The following is a 20,763-nucleotide window of genomic DNA, read 5'->3' on the forward strand; positions in this document are numbered from 1 at the left end:
AGAGAAAATATTTAATGACGATTCAATAAAAAATAGTACAAATTCTAAAAGGTACTTTTTTATAGTCAGTTATTAAGCAATTCTCGAAGTGACTAAATTCGTAAAAAAGACCTTAATCATAATAAAAATACTGTATGTTAAGAATTCCTTAATGATTAGGAATTCTTAACAAAGTTAAATTTACTCTTTTTCATTTAGCTTTAACAAATAATCCACCGCTTGATCAAATGTATCAATCGGGATAATTTTCATGTTTATGTTTATTTTATCTGCAACGTCTCTTGCCTCCATGTAATTTGAAGTGGGACTATCTTTTTCGTTTGGTGCAAAAAAAATATCTATACCTGACTTATTAGCTGCAACAATTTTTTGAGAGATCCCTCCAATTGGTCCAACCTCTCCTAATTCATTAATCGTTCCTGTTCCAGCAATTTCATAGCCTTTTGTGATATCAATTTCTGTTAATTGATTATAAATTTCAAGTGCCATCATTAAACCGGCAGAGGGGCCACCTATTTCCTCGGTATTTAATGTTATCGACGGATCTACCTTTTCTATTTCGCGGTCTGCTACTAATGAAATGCCTAAACCTACCTTAGTTGGTTCCTGGGGAAAAGCAGATAGCTTTACTTTCGCTTTATTTTTCATTCCCTCTCTTTCGAACGTAATAGTTATTTCTTCACCCTCTTCTTTCTTACTTACATAATCAATAAACTCTTCAACTGTACTAAATTCATGGTTATCCACCTTATAAACCCGGTCACCAACCTCAAGCTGTTCTTCAGCTGGCATACCCTCTACAATGCCATCCACATAGATCCCATTAAATGAGAAATCTACTTGTTTATTTGCTTTTTGATATGCTGTTGTTATGGCTGATTCTTGTGAAGCTTCCATCATATGTAACTGCCGCTGAAAATATTCTTTGTCAGATTCATTGTCCCTTTTAATTTCTTCGAGTGGATGTATGTAATAATAATCTTGCAGTTTCGCCCACATATAAGTTAATGGGTTTGCCCTCCCAAATTTAACAGTTGTTAAAGAAAAGCTTCCTTCTTCTTCATATCCATTTTCTACTTCAATGATTGGCCCAAGTTCTGAGGCCATACCTGGTTGAGTAATATAATATGGAAGTTTTAAAAAGGATAAAATTAAAACAATTACTGCAAATGAAATAATAGAACGTATAAAGGTCTTACTTCTCATGGTAGCCGTTGGTCTCCTTCCACTTTTCAATAAGTGTTTGTATATTTTCTACATGGTTTAATGCCTCTTTTTCACCAATTTCAATAATTTCCTTAATATTTGTAAATGCTCTAGAACTATACTGTTCAACATGCGGGCGAATCATAACATCTGAAGCAATTTCCCGATGATGTACAAGTTCATCCTGCATAATATCAAGACTTTGCAAGATTACATCAAAGATTGTAGTGATCTCTTCATTTCTTTTAACACGAGATACATCAACTGCAATTACAAGGTCTGCACCCATTTCCTTAACGACCGAAACAGGTACTCTGTCAATTACTCCCCCATCAACTAAAAGTCTACCATTTATTTTTTCTGGTACAAAAATGCCAGGTATTGCAATACTTGCTCTAACAGCCTCTGCAACTGGCCCTTCTTTAAAAATCACTTTTTTACCATCATATAGATCTGTAGCAACAACTGCAACCGGTATATTCAATTCCGCAAAGGTCTTTCGATGGGTAAATAAGCGTATTAATTCTTTTAAGCGATTACCTGCAATAAATCCCATTTTGGGTACAGTAAAGTCTAAATAATATTTTCGTTTGAATGCATATGCAAATTGATACATTCTTTCGATACTTATACCTGAAGCATAAAAGCTTCCAATAAGTGCCCCCATACTACTACCTGCAATTAAATCAACTTTAATCCCTTCATCTTGTAATACCTTCAAAATTCCTAAATGAGCAAACCCTCTAGCCCCGCCTGACCCTAACGCTAGTCCGATTTTAGGTTCCTTAATCAAAGGGATCTCCTCCTTTTAATTAGAATGCAAGTATATTTAAACAACAGATCCTATTGAAATATATGAAAACAATTACTAATTCATCCGATTCTTGACACTTTTTATTTTCATAATCCAAAGTATATGTCATTCTCATGGTCTAAAATGACCACCTAATCTCGTATATTGAATAAGAGGTTGTACCATTATTTGATTTCACTACCAATTATAAACGATCACTTTATTTGACCTGTTTGTTTAGGAGGCATCACAATTTGAGTCTTTCAAAACTTAAAACAATGTTTATTGCTGTTTTTATAGGTGGCCTTACAATTGCTATCATCCTTAACCCTAAAGAATCGCTAGAGGCTTCGATTAGAGGACTTACGATTTGGTGGGAGGTTGTATTTCCATCTTTATTACCCTTCTTTATTGTATCAGAATTACTCATTGGTTTCGGAGTGGTGAAATTTATCGGTGTATTATTAGAACCCTTAATGCAGCCTATTTTCCGTGTTCCTGGAGTCGGAGGATTTATTTGGGCAATGGGAATGGCATCAGGTAATCCGGCAGGAGCTAAACTTACGGCAAGAATGAGACAAGAAAAGCAACTAACATCCATACAGGCTGAGCGTTTAGTATCATTCACAAGCTCTTCTAATCCACTCTTTATATTTGGAGCTGTCGCGGTAGGTTTTTTTAAGGATCCTTCTCTTGGCATTTTACTAGCTGCAGCACATTATTTAAGTAATCTCTGTGTTGGTTTAACAATGAGATTTTATGGTAGAAGTGAAAAGACACCTATTTCAGATAAAAAGTATACATTTGTACCCCCATTAAGATTGGCTTTTAGAGAGCTACATACTACTAGAATTGACGAAAAACGTCCTCTGGGGAAAATGCTTGGTGACGCTGTGATCTCTTCCATTCAAACATTATTGATGATCGGCGGATTCATCATCATATTCTCTGTTTTTAACAAAATACTGGCTTTAATTCATGTTACGGAAATTATCTCGTATGCATTATCTGGAGGATTAGTTCTTTTACATATGGCAAAGGATTTAAGCGTTCCCCTTATAACTGGCATTTTCGAAATTACCTTAGGTAACCAACTAGTTAGTGACACAACGGCAAGCCTACAAGATAAAGTGGTGATAGCAAGTTTTATTTTGGCCTTTGGTGGATTGTCGATTCAAGCTCAAGTAGCAAGCATACTAGCTGAAACCGATATTCGTTTTAAACCGTTTTTTTTCGCAAGAATCATGCAAGGAATCTACTCGTCGATTATTGCGTTCCTTTTGTTTAAACCACTATATTTGAATTTAAAATCCTATCAATCTAATGAGCTTCCTGTTTTCTTAATGACTCATAGTCCTGAATGGGCGAGAGCATATTGGGAATTAATTATTCATATAGGCCCGCTAATTACGATTATGTCATTAGTCATCTATATTTTTATATATGGAAAAAGAAATCTTTTTACAGACCACTAAAAGGGATAATCGTAAGGCGTCCGTTTATCGGTAAAAAGGATAAGACGAGCAGATTGGAGCGAGATCAAGGGATCATCGGCAGGCTTAAAGCAAAGCCAATCCCTCCACAAATAAATAGCCGAGAGTCGTTTTAGCGTCGTATTAACTAAGACCACTTCGCAGTGATATAGATTAACACGATGAGCGGTCCCTTATAGATGTTGACCTATTTTAAGGAGAGGGTGAGGTTCAAAAGTTGCTAGGCTATGGGAAATTCTTATAAATAGCTGTTTTCGCAAAGATTGTTGTTTTTCGTAAAAGTAAATCTTAGCGAATTCAGTCTAGCTTCGCGCTCTATTCGCTAAATTACTCTAATATCGCACTGGAAAGCTCTAATTTAGATCAAAAAAATCCAAAAGCCCATTTTTATTAGTACTAGAGCAACAAACTTTTAGAAAAGAGCCTATAAATAAAAGGTGAGGAAAATTTTCCTCACCTTTGCTTATTCAATAAATTTACTTTTTAGTGCCTTTTCTACAACTTCAGGTACTAACTCTGAGATATCGCCTTTGTACTTTGCAGCTTCCTTAACGATGCTAGAACTTAAAAATGAGAACTGATTATTTGTCATCATAAAAAGCGTTTCAATATTTGCATCTAACACTCTATTCATCGATGTAATTTGCATTTCATACTCGAAATCAGATACAGCTCTTAATCCTCTTAAAATCGTCTGTGCCTGTTTTTCACGAGCGTATTCCATTAGGAGTCCTTTATAGGATTCAACACATACATTTGGAATATCTTTTGTCGCTTCTCTAATTAGTTCACATCTTTCCTCTACAGAAAATAATGGTTGTTTAGACGAGTTATTTAATACACAAATATATACTTGATCAAATACCTTTGCACCTCTCTTAATAATATCCAAATGACCAAATGTTATTGGATCAAAGCTTCCTGGACATACAGCAATACTTCCCATCGGTTATTCCTCCCCAAGATGACTCTTTAACCTATAAATAGTTATTGAGCTCATTCCATATGTTTCTTGTTTAACTTGAATAAATTGACTAATTTCTTCAGAAAGATAAATTTCTGAACCATGCTCCGTTACGATAAAACCATTTCTTTGCAACAAATTTTTCTCACTAATCAATTCAATAAGCGCTTTCAACCTTTGTTGTTTATAAGGAGGATCCAAAAATATTAACCGAAAAGAGAGCTCCCGCTTAACGATTGCCTTTAAGGCTCGTTCAGCATCATTTCTATAAACTTCCGATGAATCTTCCACCTGACATGCATCTAAGTTTTTATGTATAGTTTGAATAGCTTTTGCTTCTCGATCAACAAAAATACAATGCTCGATTCCCCTACTCAAGGCTTCAATTCCTAAACCACCGCTCCCGGCAAATAAGTCCAAAGCTATTCCACCGTCAAAATATGGACCAACCATATTAAAAATTGCCTCTTTAACCTTGTCAGTTGTAGGTCTAGTTGTTACGCCTGGTACGGCTTTTAATTGTCTACCTTTATAATTTCCCGATACTACTCTCATACTATCACCACTATTTTTTTATTTAGGCTCTATTCTATTTAAAATGTAAGCGAAAAGAGCAAGAAAATAAGTATTATCCTTACAATAAACTATTTACAGAAATCAACAAACATTGCGAAAGAAACCCTCACCTAAGCTATTTCCATATAGATTGATTGTTTAATGACTACCTTCAATTAAAAGATTCACCTTATCCTACCATAGCTTTTCCATACGTTACAATATGTTGTCTTACTTCGATACTTTGAAAAAATTTTTCTTTTATGTATACAGAAAGACCAATTGGTGATAATGAGTAGTAACAACATCGACTCGTTGATGTTGTTGCCAACCGCGGAGAAGACTTACGTTTCCCCATAAGTTCTTCCTCCGGTTTCTCCTCTCCCTTTGCCTTCAACCTTTTCTAGTTAAAAGGTTATGAAGGACCCTACAGAGAATATCTGTAGGTTTTTTTCGTTTATCAGTGAATTTATAATTTTTTGGTGCTTTCATAAGTGCTCGACAACCAAATCTCCACCTTTACTTTTCAATGGCCTTGGGTATTAACTATTAACCCTTTGTATAAAACTTTTAAAATCGCTTCGGTAACAACCTTGTTAACTTCTCAAATGTTAAACTTCATGATATAGTAAAATTTATTTATAATGGGCATTTAACTCATTTGAAAAGGGAAGTGAATTTATGATACAACGTTTTATTGAATTAGGGGAAGGTTATTCTGATATATATGAACTTTTTGAAATAGCAAAGTCAAATCAACATCGTGTTTCGAAGTTGATTGCCTTACATACAAAAGTTAAGGAAATTAATGTATCATCCTTAATAGTTACTATGCATCCTACTAACCCAGGGAATTTCCAAGCACTATATATCTGTCGTGAAGGGGTTCCCAATCCTAATTTTAAGGTGAATAAGCGATATGAATTATTTGAAGAGCTAGCTGAAAGTTTAAATAAAGAAATTATACAGGTTAATGTGAAGCCCTCAACTATGTTTAATGAACTTGAACTATATTATCAACATTTAATAGGTATCTTAAGATTAAACCATTATATCCCACCATTAAAATAAACAAAATGATTTTAATTGCTACAATGAATCCTTATAAAAACATACATTTTCTGTATTCACAACGTGCTCCTTTCACTTAATTACTACGTTATTTTCGTTTAAATAGCTGCGATTTTACAACGTGCAACAAACTTTTAGAAAAAAACCTATTTAATGACAAGCATGTTTTAAAATAGGCATAAATAAAAAGACTGACCTTGGAAACGAATACTTGTTTAACACTCGTTCATTGAAGGCAGTCTTTTTCATTTATTTGACTATTACTTTCGCTTGGGTAAAGGTACTTAATTTCTTTTTGTAAAATTCAAATGACCAATTTAACGTTGTTAATTTGCAATAACCTTTTTGAAAAAAGGTTATTTATAAACCAATTTTATAATCGTATTCTTTTGCTTTATCTATTTTTGATTCAAATTCAAGTTTTAAATAAGGTTTATAGGACGGTTCTGCATGTTTAACAAACGAGTAGGATGTTAGCTTTTGTACGATTTGCTCTACCATATCCATATTGCAATATAATACAACATATTTTAATCGTTTTGAAACATAGTGAACGTTTCCAAATTTCCTAAGCATTTTTATATGCTTTAAAGAATGAAGCCAAACGACGATTCCTTGACGCTTTTCAAACATATTAATTCTCCCTTATTTCTTCTAGGCTCTTTTTTATTTTCCTCATTACAATTCTCTTTTAAAGTCTAACAAATAATTATAATTCTAACAAGAACAAAAATGCAAACGCCTGTTCAGCCCTGACAAATATAAGACACACATTAATGGTAGAAGATGGTCTATACCTTCAATTTCATGTAAAGTTTTCCCCTAGTGGGATATGAAAGCGGACTGCTGGAGGTTGTGTGTCGAACGATTATCGATACGCAATACAAGAATTTCATAATTTCTTAGACAATAAAAAAGGAAACGAGTCCTAAGACTCGTTTATGAAACTTTACAACCACAACCACCGCCAGAACCACAGCCACCACCACAGCTTGACCCTGTATCAAAGAAAGGGTTTCCTGAAGGGACCTTGACATGTTCAGAAACAGCTTGACCAATCTGCATACTAATCTCATCAAGTAATGCTTGAAGTTCATTCTCTGCCTTTTTAAAAGTGTACACACTCTCATTTAAGTCGAGTTCTCTTTTAATTTCACGCATGTCCTTTGTTATTCTTCGGTAATCAGGATGGTATTTACCAAATCGTTGAACATCTTCATACAAGTCCTTCGTTTTAGTAAATTGAGATATAAGTCCTTGGGCAATCGGGTCATTTTTTAATATATGGTAACTAAGACGATATTCTTCTGCTGGCTTAGACTGAAGTACTAAACGCGCAAGCTGATCCGCCTCATCAAGTAGTAACATGCTTTCAATTGTAGCAAACATAGAGTATTTGCACCTCCGACATTCATTTTATCACGAAATGCACAAATTTAAAAACAGAGAACCCTATTCAATCGTAAATTCAATTGTTTTATTGAGTTCATAGCTGGAAGAATCATTATGAATAACTTCTAACCGCATTTCATGTCCACCTTTTTCCAAACCCTTTATAATAAAGGCCGCAGTATTCATTTCGCTCATTTTTTTGTTATCTACAAAAATTTCAATATGTCCTTCACCGTTCCTTTTATTTCCTCCTTTTTCTTTAAAAATAAAATGAGGAATGTAACACTCTACATAAACATCCTGATTATGAATATGATGTTTAATGGCTAACTCAAGGTTTGGTTGTTGATGAACGGTCACTTCTATCGATTCCCGTTTAAGGTCTGCCACTTTAATAGGAACGATCTCTACATTACTCTCTGGTTTTGGTTTATCTTCAACACATCCTGTTGTTACAAACAATATAAAAACAAGAGTCAATAACTGCTTCATTTTTTTGCCTCCTTTTTGTCTATTGTTTACAACACTTGATTAAATCATGAATAGAAATTAACCTATTTCTCTGCAAGCGAAAAAATGGATTTGTTTTATTCCTCTAAGATCAGTCTGCTGGAACTGGTAGTCGAAGCGATTATCCAAAGTCCAAGTATCTTATAACTTCTTTGACAATGTAAAAACGACTTGAAGACAAGTCGTTTTAATCTTGTTGTTTCATGGCGTGAAACATTCCAATCATCATTTGCGCCATTTGTATGGAATTGGAAAACTGCTCTACTTTGTGAGGAATTGTTTTCTGAAAATAATTCATCATATTAATTTCTAATGATTCAAGGTCGTTTGGGTTCCTAGAAAGTTTTCGATACCAATGAGGTTGTTCTCTTATAAATTTTTGCCTTTCACTATTAGAACGAATATATTCTTGAACTTCAATTCTCATTTGATCCCCCCCACTTACTTGTAAAAAGTAAGTAGCTTAATCCTTTCTAAACGAAAAAGGTTGTGAATTACTATTTGAAGAATGTTGGCTACTACCCTTTGATACGCCAAATTGATCAAATAACCCTTGTATTGTAGAAATAGTACTACTCAAATTTGAAATATGATGATTAACCGTATTTACATCCATATTTTTAATCCCTGAGATCATTTGGGCCATAAAATCAACTTTTTCATTTTCAGACCCTACTTGTTCTTCATCTAATGTACCTCTATATTGCTTCCAAATTGCATCATTCTCACCAAGTAAATACCAATCCTCAAAAACTTCTTGCCACGATTTGTTGTCCTTCCTAACCTCTTGCACAAGCATTGGATGTGATTTTACAAATTCCTTAAATTGTTGAACAGATGGATGTGTTTTCTTCTCTGTCATGATCTTCACCTCACTAATACATTTGCCTATACTATAATATCAATATTAAACATTAAATGTTCGCCCATTTTATACGTTATTCTGACTATAAGTACCAATTTCATAAACGACAATTAACAAAAAAATGTATACTTTAACTAAAAGTCTTATTTATATAACCGCCGATGAATATGATCATTTTGTGCATATCGAAGATCTTAAATTTTTTATAACTAATGGCTGTTTTTACTAGAGCAACAAACTTTTAGAAAAGAGCGTAACTAATGGAGGCTCTTTTCTAAAACAACAATCTTTTGAAATAAGTCAGAGATATACAAAAAAGGAAGGTTGGATATAACCAAACCTTCCTTTTTCATAGACTACTTGTATAGAGCGTCCCTACCTTTACTGTTCTCTAATCTTTATGAAGTTTTGTGTGTAATATAGCTCATCGACACCCACACCCAAATGTGTAAACTCTTTGTTTAATAGTGTCTCACGATGTCCTTTACTGTTTAACCAACCTTCAGAAGCTGCAATTCCATCTACATACTGTGCTGCAATGTTTTCTCCAGCCATTTCGTATTTAACATCAAATTCAGCTAATCGTGTAACTAGAGTATCTCCATTTTTTGATTCATGAGAAAAGTACTTCTTCACCTTCATATCCTCACTGTGTAAAAAGGCTACCTTTGCTGTCTTTTCATCCCAATTGACAGCTGGAACATTATGCCTTGCTCTAATTAAATTAGTAATTGATAGAATTTGTTGCTCCATTCCATCCTCGATTTTCTCCCATTTTTCTTCACTAATTTCTTCAGCATCTAGCAATTCACCACGATAAGTCACTTCATAAGATCGTTGTTTTACAAATGTTTCAGCATTTAGGACTCTAATACTTGATAAAGCACCATCAAATTTATCAATATATAATTGAACAAATACATCATCTATTTTAACTGTTGGTCTAGTGTTCATATCTTCCTCTGAAAATTCAAACCGATAGGAGTTTCCTCCATGCTCTAAACTTAAGCTTGGTGAAACCGATGCAATTTTAAATACATCTTGCACAGTTTGTCCAATTTTAAATGGACTAGCATTTAGTTCACTACCAATTCCATAAACAGTAACAACCTTTTGATCTTGAATTCCAACTTGGAGATACACATTTTTAGCTGTTTGATAAATCCACCAATCATAATCATATGCAGATGGATCAATCCTATTTGGTTCACCTAAAAGAGCGGTAACTTCCTCAGATGATTTATCCATTAGTGTTAATATTCCCTCGTCTGGAAGACTAGATAATTTCTCCTTCGGTACATTCTCTTCTGTTTTTAACTCTTCATTTGAGATTTGGTTTTTCTCATCTTCATGTTGCTCATTTGGAGTATATTCACCAAAATATATAAATAAAGTATAGCTTAGAAATATAATTAGGAAAATGACAACCGTTCTAATGATAATACGCAGTTAAAACCCCTCCTTTTACACTTCTCTTCTAGGATTATATGAAAACCTTCGGATGTTATTCTAGGTATTGCTACTTTAAGTTATTTTTACTATTATTCCCGACATGAAATTTAGCTAAACGTCTGCTCTCCTATTTCAGAGACCCTAAGGAATAACAACAGGATTTCTACTTATATTATAGCACCTTGTTTGCATTAGTTGCTCGACTTTAACTAAATTACACACAAGATCAATATATTTAGTAGGAAATCCAAAAATTTTAAAAGAGATACGTCCTAAAGAAAACAAATTTGTCTTTACTTGCAATATCACTTTGAAAATAACATTGCAAGTTGTTGTCTTTCGTACTATTATTTAAAAGAAGACTTATACATGTGGGTCATACTTGGACATTGGCATCATGCAATCAACTTATCCAGTAAGAATTCTTTAAACTGGACGTTGAGCTTTATTTTTTTAAATGAAATAAGCTATAATATAAATGGTGAAAAGGCATTTGGAGGGATATACATATGAAAATGGAAAATACAGGTATTGAAGGTCTTACGATTGATCTTTCTCGTTTAGATGAAATTATGGAAGAGATCGGTCTTGTAAGAGCTGGACAATGGGATTACGAGCGTGTTACCTATGATCGTAAAATTGATGTTAAGGATGAAGTATTTTACTTGAGAGTACAGGGGTTTGCAATCGAGGGTGAAATTGATTCTCGCCACGCTCATATTAAATTAATCACTCCTTTATTAGGAAAACACTATTATCCTCACGGTGTAGAGTATGGTGAGGGTGAACACTTTCCAGCAGCTGTAGTAAACACCAGTAATAGACTTTTAAAACAAGTATCTGAAGCGATTCAACAAGTACAGTAAATATAAAAAGCAAAGGATTCGTTTCCTTTGCTTTTTATATTTCAATAAGTAGCTTAGTTACAATTATTAGCTCAAAATGGATTGAAACCCTTTGTTTTCCTTTAACTTAAGTCTATAATAAAAGAAGGATGAATTGTATGAGAGGAGCACAATCTTGACCACTTTTTTTACTAAACGTATGTTTTTTACGATTCTTTTTTTAATCTTAATAAGTATCATTGTTTTTTTTATTTTACCAATTTCCCTACCACTTATTCTCGCTTTTTTTACAGCACTATTTCTTGAACCGGCTATTAGACTTTTACATCATAGAGGTAAATTAAAACGACATTTATCTGTATTAATAACCTTTCTTATTTTTGTTATTTTAATTGGTGTTAGTGGTTATATTTTAACGACAAAAGTAGTTGGTGAAGTCATTCAAATTGCCGAAAATGCGCCATCTTATATAAATGAAATCACACTTGTTTGGGAAAATTTCGAAGATGACATTTCAACAACAATGGAAGATCTTCCACAAGGTATTGTAGATGAAGTAAGTAATCAAGTAACATCCTTTCTGCAAAAAACTAGAACAGAGTTAACTAGTTATGTCAATATAGATAATGTAAAAGCGATTTTCACTAACATACCGAATTATTTAGTAAATATGATCGTGTACTTAATCGCTCTCTTTCTATTCATGCTAGAGCTTCCTAGACTTAAGACGAAGGCATACTCTTACTTAACAGAAAAAACAGCTGAAAAGGTAACGTTTATGACTTCGCGATTATCCTTTGTCGTAATGGGGTTTATTAAAGCACAATTCTTGGTAAGTATCATCATCTTTATCGTTTCATTTATAGGGTTGTTGATTATTGCTCCCGAAATAGCACTCATTATGTCTATACTCATTTGGATCATTGATGTAATACCTTTAATTGGATCAATTATTATTATGGGACCATGGACTTTATATCAACTTATTACTGGTGATGTGACATTAGCAGCAAAATTAGGCGTTTTAACGGTCATTTTACTAGTGATCAGAAGAACAATTGAACCGAAAGTAATGGGCAAACAAATTGGTTTATCACCATTAGCCACTCTTATCTCTATGTATTTAGGACTGAAACTCTTTGGTGTTCTTGGATTTTTTATTGGTCCAATGATCCTGATCATTTATAATTCTGCTCGTGAAGCTGGATTAATAAAACTTACATTTAAGATTTAAAAAGCGAAGCCTTTAGGTTTCGCTTTTATCTTTTATCTTTTATCTTCTAAAACTTACATTAAAAGAAGTCAAATAACACTGATCTTCCAATTGGTGGATGTATCTTTTTTAGGTGGAATTGAGTTAATTTAGTGCAACCACTCCCACCAATGTAATCACTAAAATTACTAAATTCTCTTTCAAGCTTATACTCAAAGTTTGATGTTCTTCGATTTTTAAAAAATCCTATTTAGGTTACGATGAATTTAGATCTCTTTTCTGAATCTCCCACTGTAAGAAGCTCCCTTCCTTTTTCGTACAGATCAAGCCAAGTTTATCGTAAAGTCTAATTGAATCCACTTGCTTAACATCACATTCCATTACAATTTTTTTAACGGACTTCTGATAGGTTAACCAATCGATGAAAGCATCTACTGCTTCGAATGCAATTGTTTCATCAAGACCATTTTCCTCGACATGATAAATCAGTTCTATTTTACCCTCTTTATGAGGCTTACCCTGCATAACGATATCCCCAATTATTTTCTTCTCCTCATATAGAATAATTAACCATAGACCACAATCATTTTCCTTCTCTTTTGTCTCCAGACACTCAATATAATAAGGTAAAAAGCTCTTTACTAAAGCCGATGGCCAGTTATAGGGAAATACGATTGGTGATCGCACATCTAATTCCTTCCGATGAAAAACAATTGATTTAGCAATATCAAGAGAACAAGGTATTATCATTAGTCGATTTGTTAATATTTCGATCAAAATATTGTCCCCCCTCTTTTTGATTTTGTCATCATAAAAGAGTTGCGAATGAACCTTACAAGTTAGAATAAGTTGATGAATCCATGTATAGCATAAAAAGCTATTATTTCATGTCTCGGTATACTAGACACAAACAATAGGCCGTCACAAAGTTAGCCTAATGTTAGTTTTAGAACTAATAATTTCGATAAAACTTATCCCTTTTTCGAACAAAAAAAGTGGTTTAGAACATAATATTCTAAACCACCCTAATAATATGTTTAAAAACCCAAGATTGCCTTAATAACAGACGTAGTTTCACCACCACTGTAGAAAACATACAGTAATAAATATACGGTAACACCAGTTATCCCAGTAAAAAACCAAATAATACTTGTAATTGGTCCAAGCTTTCGATGTATTTTATAATTTTTCTTATAACCAGTTATTAGTGAAAAGATTCCAAATCCAGCCCCTACAGTTGCTAAAGTAATATGAAAAACTAGAAAGACTGTATAATATATTTTAATAGATTCTGGTCCTCCAAATGCTGTATTTCCAACAAAAATTGTTCTAGATGCATAAATGACAAAAAATGCAACAGCAAAAATGGCTGCTAATGTCATCGTTTTAAGGTGTGCTTCAATTTTCCGTTGCTTTATGAAGTACCAACCTATTGCTACTGTTACTGCACTTAAAACAATAAAAGCTGTGCTTATGGTAGGTAATATTGGTAATGACGTATTCATTTTTAATCCTTTCGTAAGCAAAATTATCTATGTATAGTTGTAAATGGTTATTAAAATCGAATGAAGGGTCTTATCAGCTAGTTTGTCCCATCATATAGAATTAGCACCATAATCACTTTACAGGATCAAGTCTATAGTCTTTCTTTAATTCAAGCTCGTCTTTTTGTCGTTCCTTACGAGCCCATTCAAAAAAGACATAAGCTAAGATTGCTCCATATACAATTTCTTGTATAATCTTCATAATGACTCCACCTAGTTGTTGATCTTCAACAGTTGGTAGTGTATTAAACATTTCAGGTCCAGTTAAGTTTAAACCAGCCAGTGTGTCTGCAGGAACACATAATTGAAGAGCATTTATCCAAGCTTGTGATTCAGAATAAGTTAAATACAACGGATCTGTAGCAAAAATAATAAGAGCACATGCTGGAGTTAGCAAGATGCCATCTGCAAAAATGTATCCAAGCTTCTTAATACCAGTTAACGATTTCCAAGAGGGTAACGTATTATTTAACAAAGGCAACCACATGAATAAGGAAGCAATAAAGATGATTGTTGTCATCGCAGCGTGATAGACAGGATCTGTTTTTACAAAGTCAAAAACTAATGGGATATGATAAATAGAAAATACACCATTAAATAAGATAAGAGCTACGATCGGTTGTGTAAATACAATCATTATCGGTCGAATAATTCGACGATTAATAACCCATTTCCATAACCATTGTGGAATACCAAGAATAAGTAATGGGGGAACCACTAAATATAAAATAGCCATTTGTGTCATATGCGCACTAAACATAATATGCCCCAATAAATCAACAGGGCTTCCCTTACTAATATAAAGTGTAACAACACCTGTGATAAACAAAATTTGTTGTCTAGTTGTAACAGGGCTGCTATCTTTAAATTTAGACCGCCATGGTCCGATAATCATAAAATATAAGACCAATACTAAGATCATTGCGACTAAATAATATGGACTCCATAACGCACGAAATCCAAATATATCAAAGCTCATCTCTTTTCAGCTCCTTAAGTTAGTCCTAAAACTATTATACACTTCACATAATTCCGTATCAATGGACGTTCTATGACAATTAGGTGTTAGCGGCATAAATGAATCTTGGTCTATAAACATGGCTATTTTCACATAGTATGTTTCTTTCGTAATAAGCTGTGCATTTTCGCATAATCACTTTGTCTATTTCTTATGAAATAGCTATAATTTCATAAGAAATAGTCCAAAAGCATACTATTTTAAATGTGAGTGCAGCAAACTTTTAGTAAAGAGCCATAAACAAAGAAAAACAATCGGCTTATAAAGCCGATTGCTCATTTTACCACCAGATAATAGTTACGAATGTTAAAATTGTAATACCTGCTACACCAGCACCTGAGAACAAAAACAAAGCTGCAGTTTCATGACCTTTATGACTCATATGCATAAAATAGTATAGTTGGAATATCACCTGCACGATTGCAAGGGTAATTATAAAGGGAGCTTTAAACCACTCTGCTACGCCCTCATAACCAACCGCAATAAATGCAACAATTGTTAGAAAAATCAACATAGAAAATGTAACAACCTGATGTTTCATTTCTTCAGCATTTTTCTTACGTCTATAGGCTAAATCTACTTTTGGGTTTGCCGAATTATGATTATTTGCCATCAATTTATCCCACCATTCCCATTAAGTATACAACAGTAAAGATGAACACCCACACTACATCAATAAAATGCCAATACAAGCTAGCTACATAATATTTAGGAGCATTATATAGACTTAAGCCACGTTTAGCGTTACGTACAATTAAGGTAGTGATCCAACAAAGACCGAATGCAACGTGTAATCCATGTGTCCCAACTAACGTATAAAACGCGGAACCAAGAGCACTACTTTGAATTGTAAATTCATAGTGATGAATATAGTGATAAAACTCATAAATTTCTAATATTAAGAAAGATAAACCAAGAAGAACAGTTATACCTAACCAAAGTTGCATTTTTGCAAAGTTAAAATTCTTCATATGATACATAGCGTAAACACTTGTCAAACTTGATACCAGAAGTATCATCGTTGCAGCAAATGTTAGTGGTATTTCAAATAATTCTTGGGTTGTTGCGCCTCCTGCATTTGACTCTCTTAGTGCTAGGAAAGTAGCAAAGAGACTTGCGAACAAAACAGTCTCTCCACCTAGAAATAGCCAAAATCCAGTGAATTTATTTTTGCCTTCGAGGGTAGCTTTTTCAGGCGATGCCGGAAAATTTTCAGCTGTTAATTTTTCTTCCACATGTGCCATTATGCTTTCCCTCCTTTATCATCTTTAAGCAAATCTTCTTTGTGAATATGATACCCGTGATCATCAATTACTGAACGGAAGAACATTGCAGCAAATGTAATAATAAATCCTACAAAAATAACTGGTAACGCCCAACTCTGTTCCACACGGTATAATAATCCAAAGGAAGCAACGAATAGACCAAATGAAATAATGAACGGTAATATTGAACCATTAGGCATATGAATGTCACCAAGAGGTTCAGCAGGTGTCATTTCTTTGTTGCCTTCCATTTTTTCTACCCAAAGTGCATCTAAGCCACGAACAAGTGGTGTTTGTTTAAAGTTATATTCAGGTGGTGGTGATGAAATCGCCCACTCAAGGGTACGACCGTCACCCCATGGATCTCTACCAACCTTTTTACCTTTTACTGACGTGTGAATAACATTAATCAATAAAACAATGGTTGCAACAGCCATAAAGAAAGCACCAACTGTACTAACAGCATTACCTGTATCCAAACCTTGTCCAGGTAAGTAAGTAAAGATACGACGAGGCATCCCCATTAAACCTAAGAAATGTTGGATAAAGAAAGTTAAATGGAATCCAATGAAGAAAAGAACAAAAGTAATTTTACTCATTAATTCATTCAACATTTTACCAAACATTGTTGGCCACCAGTAAGTTGCTCCTGCAAAGATGGCAAATACAACACCACCAACGATTACGTAGTGAAAGTGAGCGACAACAAAATAAGTATCATGATATTGGTAGTCAGCCGCTGCTGCAGCTAACATAACACCTGTTACTCCCCCCATTACGAATGTAGGGATAAAAGCGATTGCCCAAATCATTGGAGAAGTAAATTTAATTGATCCTCCCCATATTGTAAATAGCCAGTTAAATATCTTAATACCTGTTGGTACAGCAATTGCCATGGTTGCAACTGCAAAGATAGCATTAGCTATTGGACCTAACCCAGTTGTAAACATATGGTGAGCCCAAACCATGAATCCTAAGAAACCGATCAATACTGTAGCGAATACCATTGAAGAGTACCCAAACAGTCTTTTCTTTGCGAAAGTCGGTAGAATATCTGAGAATATACCGAAGGCAGGTAATACCAAGATGTATACTTCAGGATGTCCAAAAATCCAAAATAAATGTTCATAAATGACTGTGTTACCACCCAATTCTGGGTTAAAGAATGCTGTACCGAATAAACGGTCAAACATTAGTAACGCTAAACCTACAGTTAATGCAGGGAAAGCAAATAAAATAAGTGCTGAGGCTACAAATGTAGTCCATGTAAACAATGGCATACGCATGTATGTCATTCCAGGCGCACGCATGTTAATAATTGTTGCTAGGAAGTTAATCCCGGCAATAAGCGTACCTAACCCTGATACTTGTAATCCAAGTAAATAAAAATCCACACCATGACCTGGTGAATTTACTGCTAATGATGCATAAGATGTCCAACCTGCGTCAGGTGCTCCATCTAAAAACCAACTTAGATTTAAGAAAACTCCACCGAAGAAGAATAACCAAAATCCTAAAGAGTTTAAGAATGGAAATGCAACATCACGGGCTCCTATTTGTAATGGTACAACCGCATTCATTAATGCGAATAATAACGGCATTGCAGCTAGAAAAATCATTGTTGTTCCGTGCATAGTTAGTACTTGATTATAAAGACCTGCACTAACAAAGTCACTATTTGGAACAGCTAGCTGAATACGGATCAGTAATGCTTCTAATCCACCAACAAGGAAGAAGAAGCCACCGGCTATCAGGTAAAGGATGGCGATTTTTTTATGGTCTACTGTTGTTAAGTAGTCCCATATGACCGCACCTGTCCCTTTTTTCTGAGTTAACGTGCTCACAGTGTTACCTCCCTTTTCATTTTGCTAAAAAATTACTTACTAGAAACTTTGAGTCCCATTAAGTATTCTGTTAGAGCATCTAGCTCTTCATCATTTAATTCAGGATAAGAATTAGTCATTTTATTACCTGGCTTATATGTTTCAGGATCTTTTAACCAGTCACGAACATTTTCTTCGTTGTGATCTAAGATACCTGCAACTCGTGCACGTTCACCAAATGTTGCTAAGTTTGGCGCAGTTCTTGCAGCAGGTGGTCGCTCATCAGTCGGCGAGACAGCATGACATCCAATACAACCTTTTTCTTCAAATAACTGCTCACCTTGAACGGCTGTATCTGTTGTAGCAACAGCTTGAGCATTTTTCATATCAGAGATCCATTGGTCAAAATCGTCTCTTGACATTGGTTTTACTTTAAAATCCATTAATCCATGTGAAGGACCACATAACTCGGCACATTTACCATAGAAATATTCACCGGCATCTGCCTGATCCATACGCTTAGAGTCAAAAGTCAACCACATTTGGTTCGTATTTTCGGTGTTTGTATCCATTTTCCCACCTATAGACGGAATCCAAAATGAGTGTTTTACATCCTTTGAAATTAAGTTGAAGTAAACTTTTTCATCAGTTGGAACGATTAAATCTTGACTTGTGATAACACCATAGTCTGGGTATTCAAATTCCCACCAGTAAAGATTCGCTGTAACATTTACGACGATCGCATCTTCTGGTTTACGATTTTCATCATCAATCGCATCTACTTCTGCTAGATTAAATGTCGCAGTGACAACCGGAATTGTTAAAACAAGTAGTAAAAGAATTGGAATAACAGTCCAGATAATTTCTAGCTTATGATTCCCTTCAACTTGTACAGGAATGTTATCCTCTTCACCTTTGCGTCGACGGAATTTTATGACAACGTAAACGAAGATTACTGTTACGACTGCAATGACAACAACCATAATGAGTGTGCTTAACTTCATTAGGTCGTATTGGATATCCGCTACCTTACCAGCAGGTTCAAGCGTGGAAAGATACGGTTCACCACAGCCGGCTAAAACAAGCGTCATTGCTGTGAATAATGATAATAGACGCCATTTTGTCAGCCATTTTCTCATAGCTAAATCAAACCCCTCTTTCAGTGATTTAAATTCCCATCATAATTTTTTCAGGGACTCTTTTATAAATAAATTCTTTAAAAGAAAGAATTTCGCAATTAAACAATGGTAAAAAGCACCATTGATACAAACAAAATAGTTAAATAATTAATAGAATATACAAACATTTTTGTAGCCCACTTCATCTCTATATCCTTATTCTTAAATCCTCTAACTCCCATAATAATCCAACCTACATTTAGTACTGTTGCTAAAATAAGAAAACCAACACCCAGCTCGTATAAATATAAAGGTAATGGAAGTAAACAGATAATCCAAATCATAATTTGTCGCTTTGTTATTTCAAACCCATGAACAACAGGTAGCATCGGGATTTTCGCTGCTCGATATTCTTCAGAACGTCTCATTGCCAATGCTAAAAAGTGTGGCGGCTGCCAGATAAACATAATCAAAAATAGAACCCAAGCCATGACACTTAAGTTAGAGTCAATCGCTGCCCAACCAATTAATGGTGGTACTGCACCAGATACACTTCCTATTACAGTATTAATTGTATATAGTCGTTTAGACCACATTGTATATAGGAATACATACGTTACAACCCCAACTAAAGAAATGACTGTTGCAGTTAAAGTTGTCATTAACATAAATGCAAATCCAATGATTAGAAGAAAAATCCCTAACCATAATGCATGAAGTGGGTTAACCTTGCCAGTAACTGTTGGCCTATCTTTCGTACGTTTCATTAAATGATCAATATCTCGATCATAGTAATTATTAATCGCACATGATCCTGCAATCACTAAGGAAGATCCTATTAATGTAAAAATGACAATATCTATATTAGCTATAAACCCTTTTCCGCTAAAATAAAGAGCTAGCCATAAACCGGTAAACGTTGTAATAGCATTGGAATTGACAATACCTACTTTAATTAAAGCAAGGAAGTCTTTCCAAAGTGTTGTTTCGTGCATGTCATTTGAATGAACTGATAATTCATCCAAAACCTTTGTATTCGCCAATTCATTACCTCCTTACCTTTCATATCGTTCTATGTAGTCATTAAAAATACTTTTCTACTAGTAGGGTAAAATTGAAGGCGGTTCCATCCTGTTAGCTATATTATATAGTACTTTAAGAATCGATAAATTAAAAACATTCCTTTAGATATTAAATCATAATTCCACAATGATTTGTGAACAAATCATGAAGTATTTTTGTCGAAATTGTGAAGGAGGCAAGTCTTTAATAAACCAAAGCTTTCTTATTTTATCATAATTTGAATAACAATTCTTATGAATTATACGATTATCTCTAATAATGTCCAATTATCTTATTTAAAAATTGAATTTCATACTGCTTATCGTTTGTAAAGAGCACTGTATTACTTACTTTTTGGTCTTTAAACCTACCCTTTTCACTCACATATTAGGTCCTGATTAACAAACTTTTAGAAAATGTGCCCAGAAAAAGAAGATCCTCTATCTATTTCTAGCAAACTCCACTCAAAGATTCAAGTCTTAAATATAAACTGATTATCTTCGTACTAAATTCAAACTACACTTAACTGTTATGTATATAGCGTCTTCCATTGTTAGAGTTTATCAAGCGCTAT

The 20,763-nt window shown here is 34.1% G+C and carries 23 protein-coding genes; 4 read left to right on the top strand and 19 right to left on the bottom strand.

The window, feature by feature from the left end; genetic code table 11:
- Positions 1-180: 180 nt before the first annotated feature.
- Together AC6CHR_RS08925 and AC6CHR_RS08930 are read right to left on the bottom strand one after the other, a co-directional pair.
- A complete protein-coding gene (locus AC6CHR_RS08925; protein WP_498248277.1) occupies positions 181-1,206 on the bottom strand; it encodes a SepM family pheromone-processing serine protease in 1,026 nt (341 codons plus the stop codon).
- On the bottom strand, positions 1,196-1,996 hold the full coding sequence (locus tag AC6CHR_RS08930; RefSeq protein ID WP_498248519.1) for a patatin-like phospholipase family protein: 801 nt from the start codon (positions 1,994-1,996) through the stop codon (positions 1,196-1,198). Before AC6CHR_RS08930 ends, AC6CHR_RS08925 begins: the two co-directional genes overlap by 11 nt.
- A 257-nt stretch (positions 1,997-2,253) precedes the next feature.
- On the opposite strand from AC6CHR_RS08930, the gene spoVV reads away from it, so the two are divergent.
- Entirely contained in the window at positions 2,254-3,474 is a 1,221-nt protein-coding gene (gene spoVV, locus AC6CHR_RS08935; RefSeq protein WP_498248278.1) for a dipicolinic acid transporter SpoVV, read from the top strand.
- A 481-nt stretch (positions 3,475-3,955) separates the two neighbouring features.
- On the opposite strand, the gene coaD is transcribed toward spoVV, so the two are convergent.
- The 3 genes from coaD to AC6CHR_RS08950 form a co-directional block, all read right to left on the bottom strand.
- The gene (gene coaD / locus AC6CHR_RS08940) at positions 3,956-4,438 is read right to left on the bottom strand and encodes a pantetheine-phosphate adenylyltransferase (RefSeq protein ID WP_498248279.1); all 483 of its coding nucleotides are present in this window, start codon (positions 4,436-4,438) and stop codon (positions 3,956-3,958) included.
- 3 nt (positions 4,439-4,441) lie between these two features.
- Complete coding sequence (gene rsmD / locus AC6CHR_RS08945) at positions 4,442-5,011, bottom strand: 16S rRNA (guanine(966)-N(2))-methyltransferase RsmD (RefSeq protein WP_498248280.1); 570 nt, start codon at positions 5,009-5,011, stop codon at positions 4,442-4,444.
- A gap of 190 nt (positions 5,012-5,201) precedes the next feature.
- The gene (locus AC6CHR_RS08950) at positions 5,202-5,369 is read right to left on the bottom strand and encodes a hypothetical protein (protein ID WP_498248281.1); all 168 of its coding nucleotides are present in this window, start codon (positions 5,367-5,369) and stop codon (positions 5,202-5,204) included.
- Positions 5,370-5,692: 323 nt separating this feature from the next.
- Between AC6CHR_RS08950 and AC6CHR_RS08955 the strand changes: the two genes are divergently transcribed.
- Positions 5,693-6,082 carry a DUF7147 family protein gene (locus AC6CHR_RS08955; RefSeq protein ID WP_498248282.1) on the top strand — a complete coding sequence of 130 codons (390 nt, stop codon included), beginning with the start codon at positions 5,693-5,695 and terminating at the stop codon, positions 6,080-6,082.
- Positions 6,083-6,442: 360 nt separating this feature from the next.
- On the opposite strand, the gene AC6CHR_RS08960 is transcribed toward AC6CHR_RS08955, so the two are convergent.
- The 6 genes from AC6CHR_RS08960 to AC6CHR_RS08985 form a co-directional block, all read right to left on the bottom strand.
- Entirely contained in the window at positions 6,443-6,715 is a 273-nt protein-coding gene (locus AC6CHR_RS08960; protein ID WP_498248283.1) for a YlbG family protein, read from the bottom strand.
- Between the two features lie 306 nt (positions 6,716-7,021).
- A complete protein-coding gene (locus AC6CHR_RS08965; protein WP_498248284.1) occupies positions 7,022-7,471 on the bottom strand; it encodes a YlbF/YmcA family competence regulator in 450 nt (149 codons plus the stop codon).
- Between the two features lie 63 nt (positions 7,472-7,534).
- A complete protein-coding gene (locus AC6CHR_RS08970) occupies positions 7,535-7,966 on the bottom strand; it encodes a hypothetical protein (protein WP_498248285.1) in 432 nt (143 codons plus the stop codon).
- A gap of 205 nt (positions 7,967-8,171) precedes the next feature.
- The gene (locus tag AC6CHR_RS08975; RefSeq protein ID WP_498248286.1) at positions 8,172-8,411 is read right to left on the bottom strand and encodes a YlbE-like family protein; all 240 of its coding nucleotides are present in this window, start codon (positions 8,409-8,411) and stop codon (positions 8,172-8,174) included.
- A gap of 36 nt (positions 8,412-8,447) precedes the next feature.
- Positions 8,448-8,846 (bottom strand): spore coat protein YlbD, encoded by a 399-nt coding sequence (ylbD, locus tag AC6CHR_RS08980; protein WP_498248287.1) that lies wholly within the window; start codon positions 8,844-8,846, stop codon positions 8,448-8,450.
- Between the two features lie 384 nt (positions 8,847-9,230).
- Positions 9,231-10,298, bottom strand: coding sequence for a CAP domain-containing protein (locus AC6CHR_RS08985; RefSeq protein WP_498248521.1), 1,068 nt, complete (start codon positions 10,296-10,298; stop codon positions 9,231-9,233).
- Positions 10,299-10,810: 512 nt separating this feature from the next.
- On the opposite strand from AC6CHR_RS08985, the gene AC6CHR_RS08990 reads away from it, so the two are divergent.
- Complete coding sequence (locus tag AC6CHR_RS08990; RefSeq protein WP_498248288.1) at positions 10,811-11,167, top strand: YugN family protein; 357 nt, start codon at positions 10,811-10,813, stop codon at positions 11,165-11,167.
- A gap of 154 nt (positions 11,168-11,321) precedes the next feature.
- Positions 11,322-12,380, top strand: coding sequence for a sporulation integral membrane protein YtvI (gene ytvI / locus AC6CHR_RS08995; RefSeq protein WP_498248289.1), 1,059 nt, complete (start codon positions 11,322-11,324; stop codon positions 12,378-12,380).
- Positions 12,381-12,614: 234 nt separating this feature from the next.
- Here the strand turns inward: ytvI and AC6CHR_RS09000 are convergent, their stop codons facing one another.
- From AC6CHR_RS09000 to cyoE, 8 genes are all read right to left on the bottom strand, one after another.
- On the bottom strand, positions 12,615-13,136 hold the full coding sequence (locus AC6CHR_RS09000) for a GNAT family N-acetyltransferase (RefSeq protein WP_498248290.1): 522 nt from the start codon (positions 13,134-13,136) through the stop codon (positions 12,615-12,617).
- Between the two features lie 260 nt (positions 13,137-13,396).
- Positions 13,397-13,864 carry a DUF420 domain-containing protein gene (locus AC6CHR_RS09005; protein WP_498248291.1) on the bottom strand — a complete coding sequence of 156 codons (468 nt, stop codon included), beginning with the start codon at positions 13,862-13,864 and terminating at the stop codon, positions 13,397-13,399.
- 112 nt (positions 13,865-13,976) lie between these two features.
- Positions 13,977-14,882, bottom strand: a complete 906-nt coding sequence (gene ctaG, locus AC6CHR_RS09010; RefSeq protein ID WP_498248292.1) for a cytochrome c oxidase assembly factor CtaG — start codon at positions 14,880-14,882, stop codon at positions 13,977-13,979.
- A 319-nt stretch (positions 14,883-15,201) separates the two neighbouring features.
- Positions 15,202-15,534 (bottom strand): cytochrome c oxidase subunit IVB, encoded by a 333-nt coding sequence (gene ctaF / locus AC6CHR_RS09015; protein WP_498248293.1) that lies wholly within the window; start codon positions 15,532-15,534, stop codon positions 15,202-15,204.
- 4 nt (positions 15,535-15,538) lie between these two features.
- On the bottom strand, positions 15,539-16,165 hold the full coding sequence (ctaE, locus tag AC6CHR_RS09020; protein ID WP_498248295.1) for a cytochrome c oxidase subunit III: 627 nt from the start codon (positions 16,163-16,165) through the stop codon (positions 15,539-15,541).
- A complete protein-coding gene (gene ctaD, locus AC6CHR_RS09025; RefSeq protein WP_498248296.1) occupies positions 16,165-18,030 on the bottom strand; it encodes a cytochrome c oxidase subunit I in 1,866 nt (621 codons plus the stop codon). Before ctaD ends, ctaE begins: the two co-directional genes overlap by 1 nt.
- 32 nt (positions 18,031-18,062) lie before the next feature.
- Complete coding sequence (gene coxB / locus AC6CHR_RS09030; RefSeq protein WP_498248297.1) at positions 18,063-19,148, bottom strand: cytochrome c oxidase subunit II; 1,086 nt, start codon at positions 19,146-19,148, stop codon at positions 18,063-18,065.
- 98 nt (positions 19,149-19,246) lie between these two features.
- The gene (gene cyoE, locus AC6CHR_RS09035) at positions 19,247-20,170 is read right to left on the bottom strand and encodes a heme o synthase (protein WP_498248299.1); all 924 of its coding nucleotides are present in this window, start codon (positions 20,168-20,170) and stop codon (positions 19,247-19,249) included.
- Positions 20,171-20,763 lie beyond the last annotated feature (593 nt).

It is taken from the genome of Metabacillus sp. GQ13, assembly GCF_059758525.1.

What these genes read in the sequence shown, in the direction of transcription:
- AC6CHR_RS08925 (WP_498248277.1), bottom strand. Translation starts at nt 1,206, where the DNA reads ATGAGAAGTAAGACCTTTATACGTTCTATTATTTCATTTGCAGTAATT.
- coaD (WP_498248279.1), bottom strand. Translation starts at nt 4,438, where the DNA reads ATGGGAAGTATTGCTGTATGTCCAGGAAGCTTTGATCCAATAACATTT.
- rsmD (WP_498248280.1), bottom strand. Translation starts at nt 5,011, where the DNA reads ATGAGAGTAGTATCGGGAAATTATAAAGGTAGACAATTAAAAGCCGTA.
- AC6CHR_RS08950 (WP_498248281.1), bottom strand. Translation starts at nt 5,369, where the DNA reads ATGGGGAAACGTAAGTCTTCTCCGCGGTTGGCAACAACATCAACGAGT.
- AC6CHR_RS08955 (WP_498248282.1), top strand. Translation starts at nt 5,693, where the DNA reads ATGATACAACGTTTTATTGAATTAGGGGAAGGTTATTCTGATATATAT.
- AC6CHR_RS08960 (WP_498248283.1), bottom strand. Translation starts at nt 6,715, where the DNA reads ATGTTTGAAAAGCGTCAAGGAATCGTCGTTTGGCTTCATTCTTTAAAG.
- AC6CHR_RS08965 (WP_498248284.1), bottom strand. Translation starts at nt 7,471, where the DNA reads ATGTTTGCTACAATTGAAAGCATGTTACTACTTGATGAGGCGGATCAG.
- AC6CHR_RS08970 (WP_498248285.1), bottom strand. Translation starts at nt 7,966, where the DNA reads ATGAAGCAGTTATTGACTCTTGTTTTTATATTGTTTGTAACAACAGGA.
- AC6CHR_RS08975 (WP_498248286.1), bottom strand. Translation starts at nt 8,411, where the DNA reads ATGAGAATTGAAGTTCAAGAATATATTCGTTCTAATAGTGAAAGGCAA.
- ylbD (WP_498248287.1), bottom strand. Translation starts at nt 8,846, where the DNA reads ATGACAGAGAAGAAAACACATCCATCTGTTCAACAATTTAAGGAATTT.
- AC6CHR_RS08990 (WP_498248288.1), top strand. Translation starts at nt 10,811, where the DNA reads ATGAAAATGGAAAATACAGGTATTGAAGGTCTTACGATTGATCTTTCT.
- AC6CHR_RS09005 (WP_498248291.1), bottom strand. Translation starts at nt 13,864, where the DNA reads ATGAATACGTCATTACCAATATTACCTACCATAAGCACAGCTTTTATT.
- ctaG (WP_498248292.1), bottom strand. Translation starts at nt 14,882, where the DNA reads ATGAGCTTTGATATATTTGGATTTCGTGCGTTATGGAGTCCATATTAT.
- ctaF (WP_498248293.1), bottom strand. Translation starts at nt 15,534, where the DNA reads ATGGCAAATAATCATAATTCGGCAAACCCAAAAGTAGATTTAGCCTAT.
- ctaE (WP_498248295.1), bottom strand. Translation starts at nt 16,165, where the DNA reads ATGGCACATGTGGAAGAAAAATTAACAGCTGAAAATTTTCCGGCATCG.
- coxB (WP_498248297.1), bottom strand. Translation starts at nt 19,148, where the DNA reads ATGAGAAAATGGCTGACAAAATGGCGTCTATTATCATTATTCACAGCA.